20 protein-coding genes and 1 other annotated feature (1 of these 21 cut by a window edge) are annotated in these 22,048 nt (G+C 35.8%); of the genes, 4 read left to right on the top strand and 16 right to left on the bottom strand.

Annotated elements, in window-relative coordinates; genetic code table 11:
• Positions 1-4, bottom strand: a binding site (T-box leader); it reaches 237 nt to the left of the window's first position.
• A gap of 67 nt (positions 5-71) precedes the next feature.
• Positions 72-263, top strand: a complete 192-nt coding sequence (locus AC3RV6_RS10310; RefSeq protein WP_489745956.1) for a hypothetical protein — start codon at positions 72-74, stop codon at positions 261-263.
• Here the strand turns inward: AC3RV6_RS10310 and AC3RV6_RS10315 are convergent.
• The 16 genes from AC3RV6_RS10315 to AC3RV6_RS10390 all read right to left on the bottom strand — a co-directional run bounded on the left by AC3RV6_RS10315 (position 243) and on the right by AC3RV6_RS10390 (position 19,559).
• A complete protein-coding gene (locus AC3RV6_RS10315; RefSeq protein ID WP_489745957.1) occupies positions 243-869 on the bottom strand; it encodes a hypothetical protein in 627 nt (208 codons plus the stop codon). The two genes, AC3RV6_RS10310 and AC3RV6_RS10315, sit on opposite strands and share 21 nt — an antisense overlap.
• A 203-nt stretch (positions 870-1,072) precedes the next feature.
• A complete protein-coding gene (hemL, locus tag AC3RV6_RS10320; RefSeq protein WP_489745958.1) occupies positions 1,073-2,365 on the bottom strand; it encodes a glutamate-1-semialdehyde 2,1-aminomutase in 1,293 nt (430 codons plus the stop codon).
• The gene (hemB, locus tag AC3RV6_RS10325; RefSeq protein ID WP_489745959.1) at positions 2,366-3,346 is read right to left on the bottom strand and encodes a porphobilinogen synthase; all 981 of its coding nucleotides are present in this window, start codon (positions 3,344-3,346) and stop codon (positions 2,366-2,368) included.
• On the bottom strand, positions 3,339-4,106 hold the full coding sequence (locus AC3RV6_RS10330; RefSeq protein ID WP_489745960.1) for a uroporphyrinogen-III synthase: 768 nt from the start codon (positions 4,104-4,106) through the stop codon (positions 3,339-3,341). The genes hemB and AC3RV6_RS10330 overlap by 8 nt, the downstream gene beginning before the upstream one ends.
• Positions 4,099-5,028, bottom strand: a complete 930-nt coding sequence (gene hemC / locus AC3RV6_RS10335; protein ID WP_489745961.1) for a hydroxymethylbilane synthase — start codon at positions 5,026-5,028, stop codon at positions 4,099-4,101. Before hemC ends, AC3RV6_RS10330 begins: the two co-directional genes overlap by 8 nt.
• A 27-nt stretch (positions 5,029-5,055) precedes the next feature.
• Positions 5,056-5,886 carry a cytochrome c biogenesis protein CcsA gene (ccsA, locus tag AC3RV6_RS10340; protein ID WP_489745962.1) on the bottom strand — a complete coding sequence of 277 codons (831 nt, stop codon included), beginning with the start codon at positions 5,884-5,886 and terminating at the stop codon, positions 5,056-5,058.
• A 251-nt stretch (positions 5,887-6,137) separates the two neighbouring features.
• The gene (hemA, locus tag AC3RV6_RS10345; protein WP_489745963.1) at positions 6,138-7,502 is read right to left on the bottom strand and encodes a glutamyl-tRNA reductase; all 1,365 of its coding nucleotides are present in this window, start codon (positions 7,500-7,502) and stop codon (positions 6,138-6,140) included.
• 187 nt (positions 7,503-7,689) lie between these two features.
• Positions 7,690-8,271 (bottom strand): ribosome biogenesis GTP-binding protein YihA/YsxC, encoded by a 582-nt coding sequence (gene yihA / locus AC3RV6_RS10350; RefSeq protein WP_489745964.1) that lies wholly within the window; start codon positions 8,269-8,271, stop codon positions 7,690-7,692.
• Positions 8,268-10,586 carry an endopeptidase La gene (lon, locus tag AC3RV6_RS10355; protein ID WP_489745965.1) on the bottom strand — a complete coding sequence of 773 codons (2,319 nt, stop codon included), beginning with the start codon at positions 10,584-10,586 and terminating at the stop codon, positions 8,268-8,270. Before lon ends, yihA begins: the two co-directional genes overlap by 4 nt.
• Positions 10,587-10,698: 112 nt before the next feature.
• On the bottom strand, positions 10,699-11,964 hold the full coding sequence (clpX, locus tag AC3RV6_RS10360) for an ATP-dependent protease ATP-binding subunit ClpX (RefSeq protein ID WP_489745966.1): 1,266 nt from the start codon (positions 11,962-11,964) through the stop codon (positions 10,699-10,701).
• 150 nt (positions 11,965-12,114) lie between these two features.
• Positions 12,115-13,401, bottom strand: a complete 1,287-nt coding sequence (gene tig / locus AC3RV6_RS10365; protein ID WP_489745967.1) for a trigger factor — start codon at positions 13,399-13,401, stop codon at positions 12,115-12,117.
• A gap of 102 nt (positions 13,402-13,503) precedes the next feature.
• The gene (locus tag AC3RV6_RS10370) at positions 13,504-14,484 is read right to left on the bottom strand and encodes a tetratricopeptide repeat protein (RefSeq protein WP_489745968.1); all 981 of its coding nucleotides are present in this window, start codon (positions 14,482-14,484) and stop codon (positions 13,504-13,506) included.
• Between the two features lie 436 nt (positions 14,485-14,920).
• Positions 14,921-16,276 carry an arsenic transporter gene (locus AC3RV6_RS10375; protein WP_489745969.1) on the bottom strand — a complete coding sequence of 452 codons (1,356 nt, stop codon included), beginning with the start codon at positions 16,274-16,276 and terminating at the stop codon, positions 14,921-14,923.
• Positions 16,277-16,573: 297 nt separating this feature from the next.
• The gene (locus AC3RV6_RS10380; RefSeq protein ID WP_489745970.1) at positions 16,574-17,248 is read right to left on the bottom strand and encodes a DUF2642 domain-containing protein; all 675 of its coding nucleotides are present in this window, start codon (positions 17,246-17,248) and stop codon (positions 16,574-16,576) included.
• Positions 17,249-17,432: 184 nt separating this feature from the next.
• Positions 17,433-19,001, bottom strand: coding sequence for a hypothetical protein (locus AC3RV6_RS10385; protein WP_489745971.1), 1,569 nt, complete (start codon positions 18,999-19,001; stop codon positions 17,433-17,435).
• Positions 19,002-19,085: 84 nt separating this feature from the next.
• On the bottom strand, positions 19,086-19,559 hold the full coding sequence (locus AC3RV6_RS10390; RefSeq protein WP_489745972.1) for a hypothetical protein: 474 nt from the start codon (positions 19,557-19,559) through the stop codon (positions 19,086-19,088).
• A 287-nt stretch (positions 19,560-19,846) separates the two neighbouring features.
• On the opposite strand from AC3RV6_RS10390, the gene AC3RV6_RS10395 reads away from it, so the two are divergent.
• The 3 genes from AC3RV6_RS10395 (at position 19,847) to AC3RV6_RS10405 (ending at position 21,820) form a co-directional block, all read left to right on the top strand.
• Positions 19,847-20,200: a hypothetical protein gene (locus tag AC3RV6_RS10395; protein ID WP_489745973.1), complete on the top strand. Its 354-nt coding sequence runs from the start codon at positions 19,847-19,849 to the stop codon at positions 20,198-20,200.
• Between the two features lie 83 nt (positions 20,201-20,283).
• Complete coding sequence (locus AC3RV6_RS10400; protein WP_489745974.1) at positions 20,284-21,369, top strand: CotH kinase family protein; 1,086 nt, start codon at positions 20,284-20,286, stop codon at positions 21,367-21,369.
• A gap of 70 nt (positions 21,370-21,439) precedes the next feature.
• Entirely contained in the window at positions 21,440-21,820 is a 381-nt protein-coding gene (locus tag AC3RV6_RS10405; RefSeq protein ID WP_489745975.1) for an SET domain-containing protein, read from the top strand.
• Positions 21,821-22,048: the final 228 nt, after the last annotated feature.

The raw sequence follows: 22,048 nt of genomic DNA on the forward strand, positions 1-22,048 counted from the left end.
CAATATACAATTAGATATAGTATAACGGGATTCAGATCAATTCGTCAAGTATATTAGGAAAGGATGGTGTTATGAGAAAAGGTTATAATCCATATCTGTTGCCGCCATGGCTTAGGAAAATCAGATTTTATTGCAAGAAAATTTGTATACCGATTGCCGTTTTTCAATTAATAAGACTTTTAATCGTCCCAACAACTGGTGACTTTTTACTCTTATGTGTACTCGCTGGCATTTGCTTTTTATTACACAGAGACATCTGCTGACCGAAAAATTTCGGAAGATACACCATCTTCCAGTCCCGCGAGGAAAGATAACACTTCGTCGTCCACATTAAAAGAAGTACTATCTAGCGATGCAACTGCATTCTCAACTTCAATCACTCCCTCAACGATTTGAGCAGATTTAGGTTCAGCTATTTTCTCTTCAATTACAGCTTCAACAATCTCACCTGCTTTTGCATCCTCTTTTATAGCTGTCTGCTGGTAGGAGCACTCAACGTCCCAAACGATTGCAAACGATCCTTGCCCGTCAATTTTACACATTACATTTTCGGATACGACGTTTAGTGGGTCGCTTGCTTCTGCCGGCAAATCAATCGTGAAAGGCACAGCATATTCGAAATAACCCATTTTCTCTTCAATTTCTACATCGTCGATTAAAATTGCATTTTCAATCGTAGCTTCTCTACCATGCTCATTTTCAAGCGCTATATTTGCTGCAATATGATAAATACCATTTAACCGAACCGCTTCCTCCGAACGATTAACGGTGAACATTGGTGTCACATTAACTGTTTCGGATCCAGACGGCATACCTACAAATTTCGGAAAGATAAAGTCTTCTTTCATTTCCCATTGTTTAATTTCCATTTCAATCCCCCTTTTATTCATTCACATAACAGTATATGCAAAAGGCGAATTGCTTAGAAGATAAGAGCAATAAACTCAAATAATTTATGGACCTCAATCTTGTTTACACAAAACTTCGCAATGTAATAAATACTTAGCCGGAAATTAACAAATAAAAAAATGAGTGTTCCAAGGAAAGTTAAACCTTCCTTAGAACACTCATATTACTTTTGTAGTTTTTCAAAAACAGTATAAAATGCTTCAACTGTTTTTGCAATTAACTCTTCCGAGTGTGCAGTAGAAAGGAACATCCCTTCAAACTGTGATGGCGGTAAGAAAATACCTTCTTCTGCCATCAAGCGGTAATAATCAGCAAATAATGTTAAATCTGATGTTTTTGCTTGCTCATAATTAGTTACTTTTTCATTTGTAAAAAAGAAACCAATCATCGAACCCGCACGATTTACAGAATGTGGAATATTATATTTAGTTGCCGCCGCACGGAAGCCTGATTCAAGTTGATCACCAAGTTTTAAAAATTGGTCATAAGATGCCGGCGTCAGTTTTTTCAACGTTTCAATTCCTGCAGTCATTGCAAGTGGATTCCCAGAAAGTGTTCCTGCTTGATAAACTGTACCTGCAGGCGCAATGTTTTCCATGATTTCACGTTTACCACCGTATGCACCAACGGGAAGTCCGCCACCTATTACTTTACCAAGACAAGTAATATCTGGTGTTACCTCGTAATAAGCTTGTGCACAATTGTAGCCAACACGGAAACCAGTCATCACTTCATCAAAAATTAAAAGTGAACCATTTTTCTCAGTTAATTCACGAAGTCCTTCAAGAAAACCAGGCTCTGGAGGAACAACACCCATATTACCAGCAACAGGTTCAACAATAATTGCTGCTATTTTATCTCCGAATTCTTCAATCGCATATTTCACGCTTTTAAGATCATTATAAGCGACAGTGACAGTATTTTTCGCAACTGATTCCGGTACACCAGGACTATCCGGGAGACCAAGTGTCGCAACACCTGAACCTGCTTTAATTAGAAGCGAATCAGCATGACCGTGATAACAACCTTCAAATTTCAAAATAATATCGCGACCAGTATAACCTCTTGCCAGACGAAGCGCACTCATCGTCGCCTCAGTTCCAGACGATACCATACGAATCATTTCAATCGAAGGTACTCTTTCAATAACAAGTTCAGCAAGTTCATTTTCAGCTAAAGTAGGTGTGCCGAAGCTCGTCCCTGTTTCAGCAACACGCTGTATACCAGCGACAACATCTGAATCCGTATGCCCCAAAATCAGAGGACCCCATGATAATACATAATCAATATATTCATTGCCATCTATATCGGTAATAATTGCACCTTTACCACTTTTCATAAAAATAGGATCCATATTCACAGATTTAAATGCACGAACTGGTGAATTAACACCACCCGGCATTAGATTAACGGCTTTATCAAATGCATGTTTCGAGTTCTCATAATTATTCCCCAATTACTTTCCCTCCAACCAGCGCGCTGCGTCTTTTGCATGATATGTCAATATTAAATCTGCACCTGCACGCTTCATACTTGTTAATGTTTCCAGAACAACATCTTGTTCATTAATCCAACCATTTATAGCTGCTGCTTTTACCATGGCATATTCTCCGCTAACGTTATAGGCTACTACAGGTAAAGTAAAGTTGTTTTTCACATCTCGTATTATATCCATATACGATATAGCAGGTTTTACAATTAAGAAATCCGCGCCTTCCATAACATCTGACTCGGCTTCACGAATGGCTTCTAGGCGATTAGCGGGATCCATTTGATATGTTTTTCGGTCACCAGATTGCGGTGAGGAATTTGCAGCATCACGAAATGGTCCATAATATGCAGAAGCATATTTTACAGCATAAGACATAATCGGAATATGTGTAAAACCAGCTGCGTCCAATCCTTGACGAATCGCTACGACAAATCCATCCATCATATTCGAAGGTGCAATAATATCAGCACCTGCTCTAGCTTGGCTAACTGCTGTCTTTGTTAACAATTCAAGCGAAGGATCATTTAGCACTTCGCCGTGTTCTAGTACGCCGCAATGTCCGTGGTCTGTATACTGGCAAAGGCATGTATCAGCAATAACGACAAGGTGTGGATGACGCTCTTTTACAAGTCTTGTAGCGCGTTGGACAATGCCATCATCAGAAAACGCTTCAGAACCGACAGCATCTTTTTCATTAGGTAAACCGAATAAGATAACAGATGGAATACCAAGTGACACTACTTCATCAATTTCTTCACCTAACCGGTCAAGTGAATAATGATACACATTCGGCATAGAATCAATAGGATTCAATACATTGTGTCCTTCTACAACAAAAATCGGATAGATTAAGTCTTCTTTTTGTAATACAGTTTCTCTCACCATTGAACGAAGCGTACTAGTATTTCGTAAACGCCGATTACGACGAAAATTCAATTTATCCATTTGTAACATCCTTTCGACTTGCTAATTTATCCACAAGATCCTTTAGCGTATATGTGCTGGGCTTTACATCAACTGTTGCACCCAATTCAACTAAAGCTCGTTCCGTAATATGACCGATTGCACCAATCGAATAACCAGTCCAACCGATATGTGGTACAACTTCCTCAGCAAATACTTTGACTGCTGAAGGACTTGCAAATAAGACGGACACATTCTTTTCTTTTCTCAATAAACTAATTAAGCTATCCGTATTTTGCAGAGCTTTCTCAGTTGAATAAACTGTCCATGAATCTACATCAAAAGGGAGTTCTTCTGTTATAGTGCCACCCGAAATAGAACCCCGCAGAAATAATAATCGACGCAAATCAAATTCAGTTGGTTTAAATTCCTTCACAAATACATCGGCACTAAATACGGTCGGTATAAACTGAACAGTAAAACCAATTTCTTCAAGCGCGGCAGCTGTTCGTGTACCAATTGCTGCAATATTTGAAGGAATTGATTCAATTGCTACATCATAACGCTCTAATTTAGCTTTGAATGAAGCTACAGCACTTTGACTAGTAAAAATAAGCCAATCATAAGTCGCACAGGCTTCTAGCCGCAGTAAATCTGTTGGCTCTGAAAGTTCAGCTACTGAAATTAAGGGTAAAGAAATAGGTTCACCGCCGTACTCTTTTACAAGTTCAAAAACATCTTGTGACTTTGGTGTACCTGTAAAAACAACTGTTTTTCCGTTTAAAGGATCATTTTCATTCATTCATTTCAGCCATCACTTTCTCAATTACTTCCGCAGCTCCTTCAGCGCGCAATGTTTTCGCAACTTCCTTACCTGCTTCGACTGGGTCTGAACTAATAACTGTCTTTTTAAAGACTTCTTTTGCATCCGGAGAAGCGATATAGCCAGTAAACTTAATAAACTCGCCAACATGAACCGCAAATCCGGCAATCGGAACTTGGCAAGAACCATTCATTTCTGATAAAAATGTACGTTCAGCTTGAACTTCATTCCACGTTTTTTCATCTGAAACTTTAGCAAGTTCTGCAAGTAACTCTGAATCATCTGAACGACATTCAATCGCAAGCGCACCTTGACCTACAGCTGGCACACAGTCTTCTACTGACATATATTCCGTGATTGTATCTTCAGACCAACCGACTCTTTTCATGCCCGCTGCCGCTAATAGAATCGCATCATATTCACCGTCATGTAATTTTTTCAATCTCGTATCGATATTCCCACGAATCCACTTGATTTCTAAATCAGGACGTAGTAGTAACAGCTGTGAACTACGACGTAAACTTGACGTTCCCACAACTGCCCCTTTTGGAAGATCCATAAACTTAATATGCCCATTAGAAATAAACGCATCTCTTGGGTCAACTCTTGGTGGAATACAACCGATGACAAGCCCTTCAGGGATTTCTGCAGGCATATCTTTCATACTATGTACTGCAAAATCAATTTCTTTATTAAAAAGTGCCTGTTGAATTTCTTTTACAAAAAGTCCTTTGCCGCCGACTTTAGATAACATGACATCAAGAATTTTATCACCCTTAGTCACTATTTCCTTAATTTCAAATTCAAAAGGTGCTCCTGATTCCTTAAGTTGTTCAATAAACCATTTTGTCTGTGTCATCGCAAGATTACTTCTTCTTGAACCTACAATAATTTTTCTCAATAGTCCCCCGACCTTTCTTAATAAAATCTAAACCCAAAAATGAAATCCTGACAATTTACTGCCAAGAAAAAAATTAATAATGACAATTAAAAATGCATAAATGTTTACCCATGCCAAATCATTTCCTCTTAGCTTACCACTATGGAGCAAGAACAATACGATGCTATAAATAATTAACAAGAAAAATGAACCGATTATCTTTATATCATAAAAAGGTAACTGTTCTAATTTCACATAAGCCCACTGCATACCAAGCACTAAACTAATGAAAAGAAATGGGATACCTGTTAATAATCCCACCTTTATTCCCATGGTCGCTTGATGAAGGGAAGGTAAGCGACCTGATTGTTTCGACCACTTCTTCTTTTTCAATATCTTATATAGAATTAGGTAGAGCATAGCAAAAACAAACACCATCGTAAATGCAACATAAGATAATATAGCGAAAGTAATGTGAATGAAAAGAAGCTCTGAAATAAGCGCATCACTAACAGCAGATTTTTCAAAATATGCGGGCATAAATGTGTGAATTGTCATTAAAATAAAACCAATAACATTCAAAAAAAATACAACATAGCCAACTTTAGAAAATAAATGCAATAAAATTGATAATGTTATAAGTAACCATGCATAGAAATAGATACCTTCAAACAATGACAATATAGGAAAACGTTTCGTTTCAACAATAAATAACACTAAAAATATCGTTTGTAGCGTGAAAACACTTAATAAAAGCCAAAAAGCACTGCGATGCGCAATTTTATCTTTATTTAAATAATCTATGAAATAGAATACAAGACTGATCGCGTACAAGACGACCATCCACTCATGAAGCCTTGACATGGTAATATCAGTCATAAAACGCCACGCTACCTTTCAAAAATAATAACGCCTTAGCGTAATTTCCTGCTAGATTATTAGTGTATAAAGGACAAACAGAAAGATATTTAAAATCCAATATAGTCAATATTGCATTGCTCTTTATATAAAGCAAAAAGGGTATTTCCGCATCTATATTATATCATATAGATGCGGAAATACCCTTATGATAAAGTCGAACTTCATTCCATATGAAGGTTTAATAAAGCATTCGAGCTTTAACATACATTTTAATAAGCTAAATCTGGATCTACATTATTTTGTCTTTTCTCACGATCAATTATAAGTTTGTGTGAAATATTCGATTGTCTTTCTTTTACTTTTATAGTTTTTTCATCAATTCCAAATATTTGTTGAAATAGCTCAAGTTTTTCTGCAGAATTTGACTCACCTGCTAATTCCTTAACTTGTTGTAAAGGATCTTGTAGCAATTGATTAATAATCGATTTTGTATGTTTGCTTAACACTTTTATCTCACGTTCCGTTAAATCAGGCATCTTATTTAAGATACTTTCCATTGTTGTCGCTTGAATTCCAAGCGCTTTTTCTCTAAGTGCTGTAATAACCGGAACGACACCGAGCGTGACAAGCCACTCATTAAATTCAATAATTTGGCCTTCAATCATTCTGTTAATATCTACAGCTGCGCGTTCTCTTTCAGCAAGATTAGCGTCAACAATTCCTTGTAGATCATCAATATCATAAAGAAATACGTTCGGAAGATCCCCAATTTTCGGATCGAGGTCTCTTGGTACTGCTATATCAATCAAAAATATAGGATTTCCTTTGCGCAAACGTTCTACATACTTCATCGTTTCAAAATCCAAAACATATTCAGTAGCCGATGTCGAACTGATTAGAATATCGGCTTCAAGAAGTGAACATTGTAATTCACCCATAGACTTTGCGGTACCGCCAAACTTTTTCGCCATCTCCTCAGCCTTTGCGATTGTACGGTTAATGACTGTTACTTTTTCCGCACCACTGCCGTGAAGATTACGAAGGGCTAGCTCACCCATTTCACCAGCACCTAGAATTGCAACATGCTTGTGGTTTAATGATCCGAATATCTGTTTCCCTAATTCAACTGCTGCGTAAGAAATAGAAACAGCATTTGCACTGATTTCCGTTTTTGAATGCGCACGCTTTGAAAAAGTTATAGCTTGTTTAAATAACTTATTAAAAATCGTACCTGTTGTGCCTATAGACTGAGCTTCAAGAAAACTATCACGAACCTGACCCAAAATTTGTGTTTCTCCGAGTACCATTGAGTCCATGCCTGCCGAAACCTTCATTAAATGTTCAATAGCTTGATCGTTTTCGTTAATAATCAAGTAATTTCCAAAGGATTTCATCGGAATATTAAACCATTCAGCTAAAAAGTTTTTTATATAATAACGGCCAGTATGCAATTGGTCTACAACTGCATAGACTTCTGTCCGGTTACAAGTTGAAATAATAATGTTTTCTAAAATACTTTTTTGTTGTTGCAACGTTTGCATCGCCTGTGCTAGTTCTGATTCAACAAACGACAATTTTTCTCTAATATCAATAGGTGCTGTTCGATGATTCACACCAACTACGATTGTATGCACTTGGGTAGTCACACCTTTCCGGATTCTATATTCAATGCTTAGTATAACATATTTATCAGATTTTACGCTTGTTAATTATGAACATCATATGACTTTATAGCTTTTTTTATGTAAATCATGTAGATAAAGAAATCCAGTTGATAAATTTCTATCAACTGGATACACAACCATCTTTACAAAAGGACGATTACATTCTACTCTCGATTTCTCTCCATGCTTCTTCAATACCTAATCCTTTTTCAGATGAAAAAGAAATAAGGGTATCTTCTGGGCGCATATTAAGTTTTTCACGAATAACTTTTAAATGCTTATTCCATTTTCCTTTTGGGATTTTATCAGATTTTGTCGCTATAACAATTGCCGGAATACCATGATGGACTAAAAAATCATACATAATACAATCATCAGCAGTTGGTGGATGTCGTAAATCGACAATTTGAATAACTGCTCGCATTTCTTCACGTGAAGTTATGTATTCGTCAATCATCGGTCCCCAAGTTGCTCGCGAGGACTTCGATACTTTCGCATAGCCGTATCCAGGTACGTCAACAAAAAATAATTGCTCCTCTATTTTGTAAAAGTTTAAAGTTTGTGTTTTCCCGGGCTTTGAGGAAGTACGGGCTAGACTTTTTCGACCTATCATTTTATTGATGAAAGATGACTTACCAACATTTGATCGGCCGGCAAGTGCGAATTCTGGGTATCCATGTTTCGGATATTGTTCTGGTCTGACAGCACTCATTATCATTTCAACGTTATGGACTTTCATTTAGTTACTGCCTCCAATGCAATTTCAAGTACTTCTTCTACGTTACTTACAAGTTTAAAAGTCAGTTCTTCACGGATACTTTCTGGTATGTCTTCGATATCTCGCTCATTATCAATCGGTATGATTATTGTCGTTAGACCCGCTCGATGCGCACTTAAAGTTTTTTCTTTTAAACCCCCTATCGGAAGGACGCGGCCACGAAGTGTAACTTCCCCTGTCATCCCGACTTCTCTACGTATTTTTCTTTCAGTCAGCGCAGAAACAAGCGCGGTTACAATTGTAATACCTGCGGATGGACCATCTTTAGGGATTGCGCCTTCAGGAACATGTATGTGAATATCAATTGATTCGTGAAAATTCGGATCAATTCCAAATGTATCCGTTTTAGAGCGAACGTAAGAAAGTGCAGTTTGTGCAGACTCTTTCATCACATCGCCAAGTTTACCTGTCAAAATCAACTTCCCTTTACCTGGCGATAACGAGACTTCGATTTGCAATGTATCTCCGCCAACTTGTGTATAAGCAAGTCCCGTAGCTGCTCCTACTTGGTTTTGCAGTTCTTTAAGTCCATGACTAAACTTCTTTTTCCCTAAAAGTGTTTCAAGTGTCTTAGGTGTAACAACGACACGTTTTTTCTCTCCTGAAACAATTTGCTTTACAGCCTTTCGACAAATCTTAGCAACTTGGCGCTCCATACTCCGAACGCCTGCTTCTCTAGTGTAATATCTAACAAGAGCTAAAATAGCATCATCATTAAATCTAAGTTGTCCACCTGATAAACCATGTTCTTTCAATTGCTTAGGAATTAAGTGGTTCTTGGCAATCATAGTTTTTTCCATTTCAGTATATCCCGCAATTGAAATGATTTCCATTCTATCTCTTAGTGGTCCAGGAATCGGACTTAAATCATTCGCTGTCGCAATGAATAGCACATTAGACAAATTATACGGTTCTTCAATATAATGATCACTGAATGTAGCATTTTGTTCAGGATCAAGTACTTCAAGCATTGCCGACGAAGGATCACCACGGAAATCATTTGACATTTTATCAATTTCATCTAGTAAAAAAACTGGATTGATGGTTTCTGCTTTTTTCATCCCTTGAATAATACGACCTGGCATTGCACCAACGTAAGTACGACGGTGTCCGCGGATTTCGGATTCATCACGTACCCCTCCAAGAGAAATACGAACAAATTTACGACCCAATGATTCTGCAATTGAGCGTGCAAGAGACGTTTTACCAACACCAGGTGGTCCGACTAAGCATAAAATTGGACCTCTTAATGAATTTGTCATTTGTCGCACGGCTAGATATTCTATAATACGCTCTTTTACTGATTCAAGACCGTCGTGATCACGTTCTAGTATCTTTTCTGACAAAGCAATATCAAGTTGATCTTTAGACGCTGTTGACCATGGCAATTCAACTAGCCAATCAATATAGTTTCTTATTACACCGCTTTCCGCTGATGCGGATGGAACTTTTTCATAACGATCTAATTCCCGTTCAGCAGCAACCTTCACGGATTCAGGCATATTTGCAGCTTCTATTTTTTTATATAATTCAGCTACTTCCAAGCCTTTACCATCTTTATCGCCAAGTTCGGTTTGGATTGCTTTCATCTGCTCTCGAAGATAAAACTCTTTTTGAGTTCTTTCCATCGCTTCTTTAACTCTGGCGTTAATTTTACGTTCTAAGCCTAAAATTTCTTGCTCATTATATAATCGACTAATTAACCACTCAAATCGATCTTTTATATCAAATAACTCAAGTACTTCTTGCTTCGCTTCAGTTTTCAAAGGCAAATGTGAAGCGACCATATCCGCCAGCCTTCCAGGTTCATTAATTTCAGAAACCGATTCATATGTTTCTTCAGTCACCTTATTGGAGACCTTAGAATACTTCTTAAAATATGTAAGTAGGGTTCTCATTAATGCTACGGTTTCAGGATCTAACTCAATGTCATCTTCAGTACCTTCAACATTTACGACAGGATATAAATCAATTTCTTTGTACGCTGACCATTCAGCACGTTCAATACCTTCCAGAAGAACACGATACGTTCCATTAGGCAATTCAACCATTGATTTAACATAGGCCAAAGTTCCAATATTATAAAGATCTTCTGGTTCAGGATCCTCAATACTGATGTCTTTCTGTGTTGCTAGAAAAAGCAGGTTATCCTTTGCAATCGCTTGTTCAATCGCAAAAACTGAACGCTCCCTGCCAACATCTATATGTAAAACCATTGTCGGATAGACTAATATCCCGCGAAGCGGTAATAAGGGTATGTTATTGTTGGTTGACATGATGTAGTCACCTCCGTTGTTTACTAGTATTATATATAAAGGAAAAAGCTGACTACCGAAAGGCGCAAATATGCACACAAGATCGGTGTCAACTTCGTCCTTTCTTCAACAATTAAGCTGAATTTTTCCCATTTAATAAAACGAACTCAGATCCATCTTCTTTCAGAAGTGTAGGATTCGCTTTCCCAAGAACTGCATCTTTTGTAATGACGCATTCAGTAACTTCTTCGAGTGAAGGTAATTCATACATGACATCAAGCATAATATTTTCAATAATTGATCGAAGACCACGTGCGCCTGTCTTACGTTCAATTGCTTCTTTCGCAATTTCAATTAAAGCATCTTCATCAAATTTTAACACGACATCATCAAGTTCAAGCATTTTCTCATACTGTTTGACAATAGCGTTTTTCGGAATCGTTAAAATTTGGAAAAGCGTCTCTTCATCCAACGGTTCAAGACTTGCTAGTACTGGTAATCGACCAATAAATTCTGGAATTAAACCAAAGTTTTGCAAATCTTCAGGAATCAATTTGGATAAAATAGATATATCTTCGTTAATCGTATTCGGGTCTTTTCCAAATCCAATTAATTTCTGACCAATTCTACGCTTAATAATTTCATTTATACCGTCAAATGCGCCACCAACGATGAAAAGAATATTTGTCGTATCAATTTGGATGAACTCTTGATGTGGGTGTTTACGTCCGCCTTGTGGTGGAACGCTTGCAACAGTACCTTCAAGAATTTTTAATAATGCTTGTTGAACACCCTCGCCTGACACATCACGTGTAATTGAAGCATTTTCGGATTTACGGGCAACCTTATCAATTTCATCGATATAAATAATCCCTTTTTCCGCTTTTTCTACATCATAATCTGCAGCTTGGATTAATTTCAATAATATATTTTCAACATCTTCACCTACATAACCTGCTTCTGTAAGTGATGTAGCATCTGCAATGGCAAATGGCACATCTAGAATCCGAGCAAGCGTTTGAGCTAGTAGTGTCTTACCACTACCTGTAGGTCCAATTAGTACAATATTTGATTTAGCAAGCTCTACATCATCAATCTTGCTACCGGAATTCACTCGTTTATAATGGTTATAGACAGCAACTGAAAGTGCTTTCTTCGCACGATCCTGTCCAATTAAATATTCATTTAGAATACTTTGGATATCTTTAGGTTTTGGAACATCTTTAAGTTCGAATCCCTCTTCAAGCCCTACCTCTTCTTCAACGATTTCAGCGCAAAGCTCAACGCATTCATCACATATATACACGCCTTGACCGGCGACTAGTTTACGAACCTGTTCTTGCGTTTTACCACAGAAAGAACAATTCAAGTTATCTTTTTCATCATTAAATTTGAACATATATGCTCCCCCCTATTCAAGTGCCAATTTTACAGAACTCTAACAGTTAAATCAACTAATTCGGATTAGCTTATCATTAAGTACTTTCATTTTGCTCTATCTATGTAAAACAAGGTACGGTCAACCGTACCTTGTCCTAAAATCTATATATTATTCAACAATCTTTGCATTTTCAACTAAAAACTCAACTGTTTTATTGAAACGAAGATCATTATCAAGCACTTTTGTACCGCCAAGTGTTTGTTTAATTGCTTCTACATCCATGCCGAATTGCTCTGACATTTTTTGAAGTTCAGCATTTGTATCTTCTTCAGTTACTTCAATACTTTCAGCTGCGCCAATTGCCTCTAGCGTTAACGATACACGTACACGCTTTGATGCATCATCTTGCATTTGTGTACGAAGTGCTTCTTCATCTTGACCAGAGAACTGGAAGTATAATTCAAGATTCATACCTTGAGATTCTAAACGTTTACCGAACTCTTCCATCATACGCTCAACTTCAGAGTTGATCATTACTTCCGGAATTTCGATTTCAGCATTGTTTGCCGCTGCATCAACAAGATCATCGCGGAGTGCTATTTCAGAAGCACTTTTCTTTTCAGCAGCTGTTTTCTCTTTAAGCTTCGTACGAAGTTCAGAAAGGTTTTCAACTTCTTCATCGATTTCTTTTGCTAACTCATCGTCAAGTGTAGGAATTTCTTTTGATTTGATTTCATGTACTTTCACTTTGAATGTAGCAGGTTTTCCAGCAAGTTCAGCTGCATGATATTCTTCAGGGAAAGTGATTTCAATTTCCTTCTCTTCTCCTGTTGTCATACCTATCATTTGCTCTTCAAATCCTGGAATAAATGAACCTGAACCAATTTCTAAGTCAAAGTTTTCAGAGTGTCCGCCATCAAATGGTTCACCATCTGCATAACCAGTGAAATCAAGTTTAACTGAATCACCATTCTCGATTGCGCCGTCTTCTTTAATTACAAGTTCAGCAAATGCTGTTTGGCTCTCTTTAAGTTGTGCTTCGATTTCTTCATCTGTTACTTCTGTTTCTTGACGTGTAACTTCAAGTCCTTTGTATTCGCCAAGCTTAACTTCTGGCTTAAGTGTAAGTTTAGCAGTAAAAATAAGTGCTTTACCTTTTTCCATTTGCTCGATATCAATATCGGGACGATCAATCGGTTCAACATCTACTTCGTCTAAAGCTTTTGCATAAGCTCCTGGAAGAATAAAATCTAGTGCTTCATTATAAAGTGATTCAACACCATACATTTTTTCAAACATAGGACGTGGCATTTTACCTTTTCGGAATCCTGGAGCCTGAACATCTTTAACAACTTTATTAAATGCTTTATCAATACCTGCTTTAACTTCTTCCGCTGGTACTTCTACTGTAAGAACACCTGTGTTTCCTTCTTGTTTTTCAAATTTAACTGACATAATTAAATACCTCCAACTCTTTTGGTAAATCTATTTTTTATCGTATCTTCTTTATTGACAACTCTTTTATTATAGCACAAACATCTCTCGTTTCAACAAATTTCACTCTAAATCCGAGTCGGATATTCTGTCTATTTCCTCGATGAATACACAAAGTGGGGTATTAGGTATTGGTTCCCCTGAAAACATGCTATCTATGTAATAAACGTAAGACTCTGCAATTTCCTCTGCACAATAGTCCCCCCAACCGAAAGGAAATGCTGTAATGACAAACTTCTGGACGAGTCCTTCTGCTAATTCATAGCGTGACGGATCTTGTGCTAATAGTCTTTCTAAAACATTCAGAACATCTGCTGATTTTTCATCCTGCCCAGGAAGTGTCATTTGAGCTGGTATAATCACTTCTTCATAATCAAACTTGCGTATTGTTAATTCATTTAAACTATTCGCTTGATATAATAAAGTTAATGCAAAAGATACAACGAGTGGCGATAAATGTATACTTTCAGCAATGTCCTCCAACACAGGTATCATGGCGGATAAATCAGTGCCTTCTATGGAAGCAAGTGTATGTTGTTGTGTCATAAAATCCATATCCATGAACATGTCTAGGGTAAAAAGTTCTTTTGAGACAGGTGAACTATCCATATCATAGCGCAATGACATTCTACTATTTAATTCTCTTAAATAGTTGAATTTAGCAATTAACTCAGGCGGAATAATCTTTTCTTCAATTAGTGTTTCAATCGTCATTTCAACTTCATCATACTCTTGCAGTTGTATACTAATTGTTAAATATAGTTCAATTGCATTCATATAATCAGCAGTTCCGCTTTGAAGCAGTCTGGAAGAGACTTCTTTAGCCCGTTGAAAGTCTTTTGTTTCATAAAGTGCAACAGCATAGGGACCTAAAAAGTCTGGATAATCAGGTTCATATTTAATCGCTTGATCAAACGCTTCTACTGCATCTTCAAACGCTTTGAGATCGACTGCTGTATACCCTTTTTCTACAAGCCTTTCGAAAGTTCCAGGAAAGACAATAATATTTTCTTGTTTACGGAGTTTCCCGTATTTCTTACGCATAATAATCACCTTCTCCCATTACTTCCACTATATCATAAGCTATTTTATATATAAAACTGTTCCCCTTTATTTTGTTTCCAACTCGCCTTTTAATCATTAATGTTTTTTATTATTACGTTTAGTAGTACCCAATCTCACATCATAGACATATACATATAATGAGCGTTAAAAGATATTTCTCCTCAATTTATATACTCTGAAAAATAACGTGGAAATGTCTTTTAATAAAGCTTAAAAATTATTTATGTACGCAATTAAATTTAAATGTTTGTTTCGATTTTTTTAATAAAGGTGTAGTAACTATTTTTGCTTTTCTGCACTCATATTAAATCAAATGGACCCAAAATCATTTAATTTATATGCAATTAAAGAGCAGGGAATATTCAGCTATCGACATTTCCTGCATCAATTAAGAGCTTTATTAGCTTCGAATACATTAAACAAATACCAATTGAATCCAAATAAACAAGAAAGTTAACGTTACAATAGTCGATATTGGAATTACAACCAGCGTCACACTTAAATAATCTTTCCAAGTAACTTTTATCTTGTTTTTCCTAAGAATATGCATCCATAAAAGTGATGCAAGCGTCCCGATAGGTAATAATAGCGATCCCATGTCACTCCCTATAATATTTGCTAAATAAATCGTCTTTAATGTAATTGGATCTAAGCCCATCTCTGTTAAAGTGATAGTTCCTATCATTAAAGCTGGGTGATTATTAAAGATGTTCGAAAGTAATGAAACTAGCCCACCCATAATAAAACTTGCTTGAAATAAACCTTGATTTACAATAGGTTCACATAATTGCACAAGTAGCTCAGTGAGTCCTACATTATGCAGACCATAAATTATTACGTACATTGAGAATGCAAAAATCAAAATATGCCACGGCGTTTTCTTCAAGATGTCTATTGGGTTCGTTCGCAAATGATACCATCTCCACAGAAGCAAGATGACCGATCCCAGAACTGCTACTAATTCAATTGGAACGTTAATATAGGATGCTACGAATAGTAGACATCGCATCATAAACACAAACCCCAATATTCTCATCATAAATTTAGTGCGTTTTTGTTGGGTTTCAAGAGTAATCCTTGTTTTAAGCGGATGAAAGTTTTCACTAAAAAAGAATTCCTCAATCTCATTTGCAGACCGTGGTAAATTTTTAGGTAAGTTTCTCCTGAGAATTACATACATCATTCCCGACATAAATAACAAGCCTAATGTAGCGGGGACAAATATCATTGCAGAATGCTCCCAAAGTGACATTTCAACAATATTCAAAGCAATCAAGTTCACAATATTACTTACGCCAATAGGAGCACTTGATGCCGTTGCAATAAGCGCACCACTCAGTAGGTAGGGGATTTGTTGGTGAGTTTTTAATTGCAGGTTTTTTAATAATAGAATTAAAATAGGTGTAGTAATTAAAATACTGCCATCATTATTGAATAATAAAGTCATCAAAAAACATAACAATTGGATATTCCAATACAGTCGGTGTCCGGATCCTTTAGAAAACTTTGCAAGCCGAGCAGCTCCCCAATGAAAGAACCCAAAGCTTTCTAGTATTACAGCCATAACAATGGTCGCTATAATGGTAATCGAAGCTCCACCTATTTTACCTATTATATCCAAAATGTCTACTTTAGAAACAATTCCGGTCAGAATAATTATTAAAGCACCGATCGATGCCGGCCAAGCCTCGTTCAATCCCCTAGGTCGCCAAAATATGATCAACATAGTCAGTAGAAATACCAATACAGTGATACTTATTTGAAAACTCATACATACACATTCCCCTTCTTTTTTCTGATTTTTTAACATGTATTGATTGTCCGTTTACTTATATGTATATTCGTTGTGGACAATCAGGAGCGAGATGTATGTCCAGTCCTAATAAAATGTTTATTTGATACTGCTTTATAAGCGTAGTTATTTAGACGCCTCATTAAAGATGAGGCGTCTATTTTTCATGTTAAGTTTGTCCAAAATAAATAAGCCGACAAGAATAACTCGTCAGCCTGAAAAAAATCTTTATCTATCCGGTCTCAAATAAATAGTAAAAGCTAAAAGTTACTGCACTCATACTTGATGAAGAGTTTTTATATGACGGAGATTCAGAAATACAGATTTCCTTCTAACTGTTTGAATTTCTATAATTTGCCCGTCAATATTTTTCATTTCTCCTATATAACTTTTTCTTCCGTCAATATTTACTACTACAAGTGTATTAATAAACTTACCAACTCGAACTTCTAAACTTTTATCTAAAGATTCATTTTTATGCTCCAACTTAATAATATTGTCTAGGCCGTAGGGTCCTTCTTTTTCAGTGTATGGGATTACCCATTTTAAATGGTCTAATGCAATATGCATCGTTTTATAAATCGGAGACTCAAAAACTACATAGTCCTCCATTACATGTGTTATTAAGCCATGAAGGGACTTACCTGCAGTTACATAAATTTCAACATACCTTTCCTTCGCTTGACCAATAACCCCTTGAAAAGTTAAGTCATCCTCGCCCTTTTCCACGATGATACTTGGAAAGATGCTAGGATATTCAATGAAGCTTTCATTATCAGAGTCAACTTCAAAGTATTGGACATGGACTAAAGGAATATATACAAAATCTTCACCATTATAAATAACGATTATATCTTTACCCACATCAATAACTGTACCATTAATTAGTTGATTTCCAGAAACCTCCACTTTAACAATTTCATTTACAAGACTTTGAATAATTTTATTCAAGTGCACATCTCCTTTGAATTAAACATGTATTTATATAAATATGATGTAGCCAAATGATATGTCAATATTTTTTTCTTTATTAGGTCGGTTATTGATCTTAATTCCGGCATTTTCACACAACCTATTTTTATTACGATATAAATTATAATTTTTTGTTTGATTAAAATCTAAAGAATTTATCTTATTACAATTCTGCAAATCGATTGTACATCTTTTCTGCATGCTTAACTAAAGCAGCATATTGCTCTTCTATTACTGTTCTATCTTCTCTGCGATTTTTTATTAAAGCCTGCATATGAAACTTAGAAATCTGTTCAATTTGAGAATCCAACTTATTAAAACTACTTTCGGCATACTTCATTAATGCGTAATACTGTTTTTTCAGCATCTCTCTTTCTTCTAGCGGGTTTAAATACTTGATAGGCGCCTGATTGGACTCTTTTTCTTCTGTAGTATAATGTGCTTTAGGAATTTCAATATCATTATGTTTTTTTTCAAAACTGGCTCCTAAAACTGCTTTTCGACATCTCAAACAAGGTTTTTTTTTAGTGGAGTAGCAAAACTGTTCCCGCTCTACTTCGTTGTCTATTTTTATCTGCTGTGTTATTGGCATTCTTTTCTCCATCAATTTATACCTTTGTTTATTAAGTTTTATTTTTGCTTCATTCATGATACTTTCATAGTCTTCAAAATCAGAAACCTGTTCCACAATTTCAGACGCGATATCGGCTTTAATTGTGTTTTGGGTTGGGATTTGCAAATCCTCAATTTTATGTTCATTTGACATATCATCTTGTTTTTCCAAAATAGGTGTTGCAGAATCACGTTCCAACTCACTAACATTTGATAGTTCTAACAAATTATCTTTTCCCAGTTGTGCATGATCCACTCTTTCAATTTCTGTTAAGCAAACTACTTCATACCCCGAATTTCTTCCCTGAAGATTTACGTCATCTTCTTTTACCAACAAATCCTGTTCAACTAATTCTAAAGTTTCAGTTTTCAAGTCTCCTTGTAACCGTGGATTATCACTTTCAATTTTCTCCTCTATGATGGCTTCTACTTTCTGAACTTGAATTTTTTTTTCATCCGTTACATTTTCAGATAAATCATTCTCCACCACTTTTTGTTGGGAATCTATTTTTTTTCTGGAAATAGTAAATGAAATACTTTCTTCTAAGTTGCCTTTTAAATAATCAATGGAATTGACGATGACATTATCCGAATTGATATCGTTTAAAAGTTCAACATTTTTCACGTCACTATTAATTGTAGATTTCTCTAAAATATTTCTTGCTTGATTTTCTTGATTATTCAGCAAAATAATGTCTTCTTTTAATAGTTTTCCATAAATATTTGAAATATAGTAATTTGGAATAAACAACTGATCTTGATTATTTATTAATATGACATGATCTTCATAAACTTTGCTCAAAACTCCAAATATTTCTTCATCGCTAAAGCTATTGATTGAGACCCACGTATATCTGAATGAATTTAACACGTCAATAAAGAGACTTTTCTTGAGGTAAAGAGTATTAATGGGAGAAACGCGAAATTCTTTCGTATTATTTGAAAGCCCCTGGATTAGTTCGAGCGCAAAATAGTGAATTTTCCGATTCACTTCTACAATAATATGATCTTGATTAACGGCCAATAAAATCCCTTCTATAAATTGGTTATTAGGCAGAAACAAGCCGATTTTCATATCTTTAAGGTCGTTTAATGTTTTTTTAAAGTTTCGCTCTTTCAAGTGGAAGTTACCTCCTTTATAAAATATCGCCGCCCCTATTAAACAGAAGCGACGAATGAAAGAATCAATTAATTAATTAATTATTTATTTTTTCTTCTCATCTTTATTAGTGACTTTATTCGTTTTTTCAACTTTCACACCATAACTAACGTTACGAATATGGTACATCGAGAGCTTGATTATTTCTTCGTTAGAAACAATAGTTACGAAATCATCGTTTACATCGTCCATGACACCCTCAAGCGTTTCAGGTCCACCACGGTTAATTTTCACCCAACGATAGCTTAATTTTTCTAAAACACTTTTAAAGTCTTTTCCTGTTTTGAAAGTAAAATCTTTAGGGACTTTAAAATTTAGCTCAACTTCCTGTTTTGCGTTTAATGTCAAACTCTTAATGTGTTGTGTTTTATAATAGATAACCCCATCGTCCTCGGTAAGCAATACAATGTGATCCTCTTCTGCAGCTAATAACTTACCTACGCGGGATTCAGGTCCTCCTCGATCTACTTTGATAACTTTATCGACTAAAGTGAGCATCATTTTTTTATTCAAAATCATCAAACCTCCTTTTTTTGTTGTCTGCTATTTATATGTGACTTAGGCTAGCGTAGTAATGGACATTCGCCCACTTCGCAAGATTAGGTTAATTGTTTTTCTACTTCCTTCTATTAATCAATTATTAATAGAAGATCATTCCAAACTTCTTATCAAATCAGAAAAACTATAAGACCACTTAGCAACTTCAGGATCTATCAACGGCGATAACTGTATTGTTCATGCCGACACAGTATTTTAGTAATTGAATACACTGCTAATAGATTCAAAAATAAAGGAGGAAATTTTTTATGCCAAAAGGTAAGAAAGCTAGAAAATGTAGCACAACTACTACTGGTTCAACATCTACAGGAAGAACGTCGACAGGTAGAACTTCCACAGGCACTACTTCTACGGGAAGAACGTCGACAGGTAGAACTTCCACAGGCACTACTTCTACAGGAAGAACGTCGACAGGTAGAACTTCCACAGGCACTACTTCTACAGGAAGAACGTCGACAGGATCAACTTCCACAGGCACTACTTCTACAGGAAGAACGTCGACAGGTAGAACTTCTACAGGTACTACTTGTACAGGAAGAACGTCGACAGGATCAACTTCTACTGGTCCACGTAAAGGGCCACGTAAACGTAGAAGAAAGTAATGAAAATGGTACCGTTTGATTATAATTCAATATTCAAACGGTAGCTTTTAATATATTGATTTAGAGAAGGGAAAGAGACATTTATGTCCAATCTAGTTCCAACTTATTCCCTGCACTTTGAGGAAGATAATCTTGAAGATTTAAGAAGTGATATTTGGAATGACAAACCTGTTCCCGCATTTTTTAAGTCGGAAAATAAAACTTATGATATAGATATTGCTTATAGAGGCTCCTATACACGTAAATTTCGGAAAAGGTCCTATTGCATTGAGTTCGTCGATCCAGAAACCTTTTCTAATGCACAAATGATTCATCTAAATGCAGAATATAGAGACCCCTCTTTAATGCGTAATAAACTCTCCTTTGATTTCTTTCAAGACTTAAATGTACTTTCACCAGTAGGTCAACATGTTAATTTAACCCGTAATGGCTCTAAAAAAGGGGTCTATTTACAACTGGAGTCTGTTGATGAATTTTTCTTAAAAAATAGAGGGCTCCCAGATGGGCCTATTTATTATGCCGTTAACAATAATGCAAACTTTTCATTGTTGAGAGATGAAAAGATGAAGGACTCATTACTAGCAGGTTATCAAAGGAAGGTAGGTTGCCTCTCAGATGATGAGACACTTCTTAAATTTATCAAAATGATAAACACGGTACCCCTTTCTGATTTTCCTAATGAAATAGGTAAGCATCTAAATGTCGACAAGTTTCTACGTTGGCTTGCTGGTGCTGTTTGTTTAATGAATAATGACGGCTTTACGCATAATTATGCTCTCTACAATAACAGTGAGACAGGCTTGTTTGAAATTATTCCATGGGATTATGATGGGACTTGGGGAAGAAAGGTAAGCGGTGGTATCATGCATTATGATTACGTGCCAATCGAAGGAAAAAAGAGCAATCATCTTATTTATCTTCTTATGCGTGTTCCAGAATTCCGAAAACAATATAAAAATATCTTAGAGGAAATTTTAGATACAAAGTTCACGGTTGACTATATGAAAAACAAAGTGATATCACTACATGATAATATACGGCCACATGTGCTGCTTGATCCTTATAAAAAAAATTCCATCGATGTATTCGATAGTGAAACTGAATTTATTTTTCAATTTATTCGAGATCGAAATCAATATTTAAAAAAGCATTTAGTTTTTTTAAATTAAGTAAGAAAACGTTGGATTTCCCTTGAATTTATTAATTACAAGGCAAGAAGTTCCTGAAAGGATATGCCCTATGAATACATTATGTATAAAAGATACCGGAAAGTACGGCAGAGGGATATTTGCGAAACGCGATATTAAATGTGGTGAACTAATAGAAGTATCACCTGTTTTAATTTCATTAAAAGAAGAATGGCGCTACCTGAAAAAGACAGTTCTATTCGATTACTGCTTTACTTGGGGGGAAATGTACGAGCACACTGCGATTGCTTTAGGTTATGGTTCATTATTCAATCACTCATATAAACCAAATGCGTCGTTTATTAATAATACAGAGAATCTATCTATCGACTTTTATGCGATTATGGATATTAATGTTGGTGAGGAAGTTAGAATAAACTACAATGAAGAATCTGAAGACGAATCTCCATTATGGTTTGATGTGATCAAATAATTATGTAATTCCATGTTAAAACCACCTTTTACTTCTTCATCACAAAAATTCTTTTTAAATAATTATAGATAAGAAAATCGTTGAAACGGCTTACTTTTTGCAGACATAGCAGATGTACCGCTAATTCAACGATTTTCAAAGTGTGTCTATTTAAGAACTAAAAGCCATATTTATACTTTTAGAGACTAAAATCTAATGCACAAAAATAATCCACTCCACATGCGGTTA

It is taken from the genome of Sporosarcina sp. So3-204, assembly GCF_058068165.1.

Coding starts and splice junctions, on each gene's coding strand:
- AC3RV6_RS10310 (WP_489745956.1), top strand. CDS start 72: ATGAGAAAAGGTTATAATCCATATCTGTTGCCGCCATGGCTTAGGAAA.
- AC3RV6_RS10315 (WP_489745957.1), bottom strand. CDS start 869: ATGGAAATTAAACAATGGGAAATGAAAGAAGACTTTATCTTTCCGAAA.
- hemB (WP_489745959.1), bottom strand. CDS start 3,346: ATGGATAAATTGAATTTTCGTCGTAATCGGCGTTTACGAAATACTAGT.
- AC3RV6_RS10330 (WP_489745960.1), bottom strand. CDS start 4,106: ATGAATGAAAATGATCCTTTAAACGGAAAAACAGTTGTTTTTACAGGT.
- ccsA (WP_489745962.1), bottom strand. CDS start 5,886: ATGACTGATATTACCATGTCAAGGCTTCATGAGTGGATGGTCGTCTTG.
- yihA (WP_489745964.1), bottom strand. CDS start 8,271: ATGAAAGTCCATAACGTTGAAATGATAATGAGTGCTGTCAGACCAGAA.
- lon (WP_489745965.1), bottom strand. CDS start 10,586: ATGTCAACCAACAATAACATACCCTTATTACCGCTTCGCGGGATATTA.
- clpX (WP_489745966.1), bottom strand. CDS start 11,964: ATGTTCAAATTTAATGATGAAAAAGATAACTTGAATTGTTCTTTCTGT.
- tig (WP_489745967.1), bottom strand. CDS start 13,401: ATGTCAGTTAAATTTGAAAAACAAGAAGGAAACACAGGTGTTCTTACA.
- AC3RV6_RS10370 (WP_489745968.1), bottom strand. CDS start 14,484: ATGCGTAAGAAATACGGGAAACTCCGTAAACAAGAAAATATTATTGTC.
- AC3RV6_RS10375 (WP_489745969.1), bottom strand. CDS start 16,276: ATGAGTTTTCAAATAAGTATCACTGTATTGGTATTTCTACTGACTATG.
- AC3RV6_RS10390 (WP_489745972.1), bottom strand. CDS start 19,559: ATGATTTTGAATAAAAAAATGATGCTCACTTTAGTCGATAAAGTTATC.
- AC3RV6_RS10395 (WP_489745973.1), top strand. CDS start 19,847: ATGCCAAAAGGTAAGAAAGCTAGAAAATGTAGCACAACTACTACTGGT.
- AC3RV6_RS10400 (WP_489745974.1), top strand. CDS start 20,284: ATGTCCAATCTAGTTCCAACTTATTCCCTGCACTTTGAGGAAGATAAT.
- AC3RV6_RS10405 (WP_489745975.1), top strand. CDS start 21,440: ATGAATACATTATGTATAAAAGATACCGGAAAGTACGGCAGAGGGATA.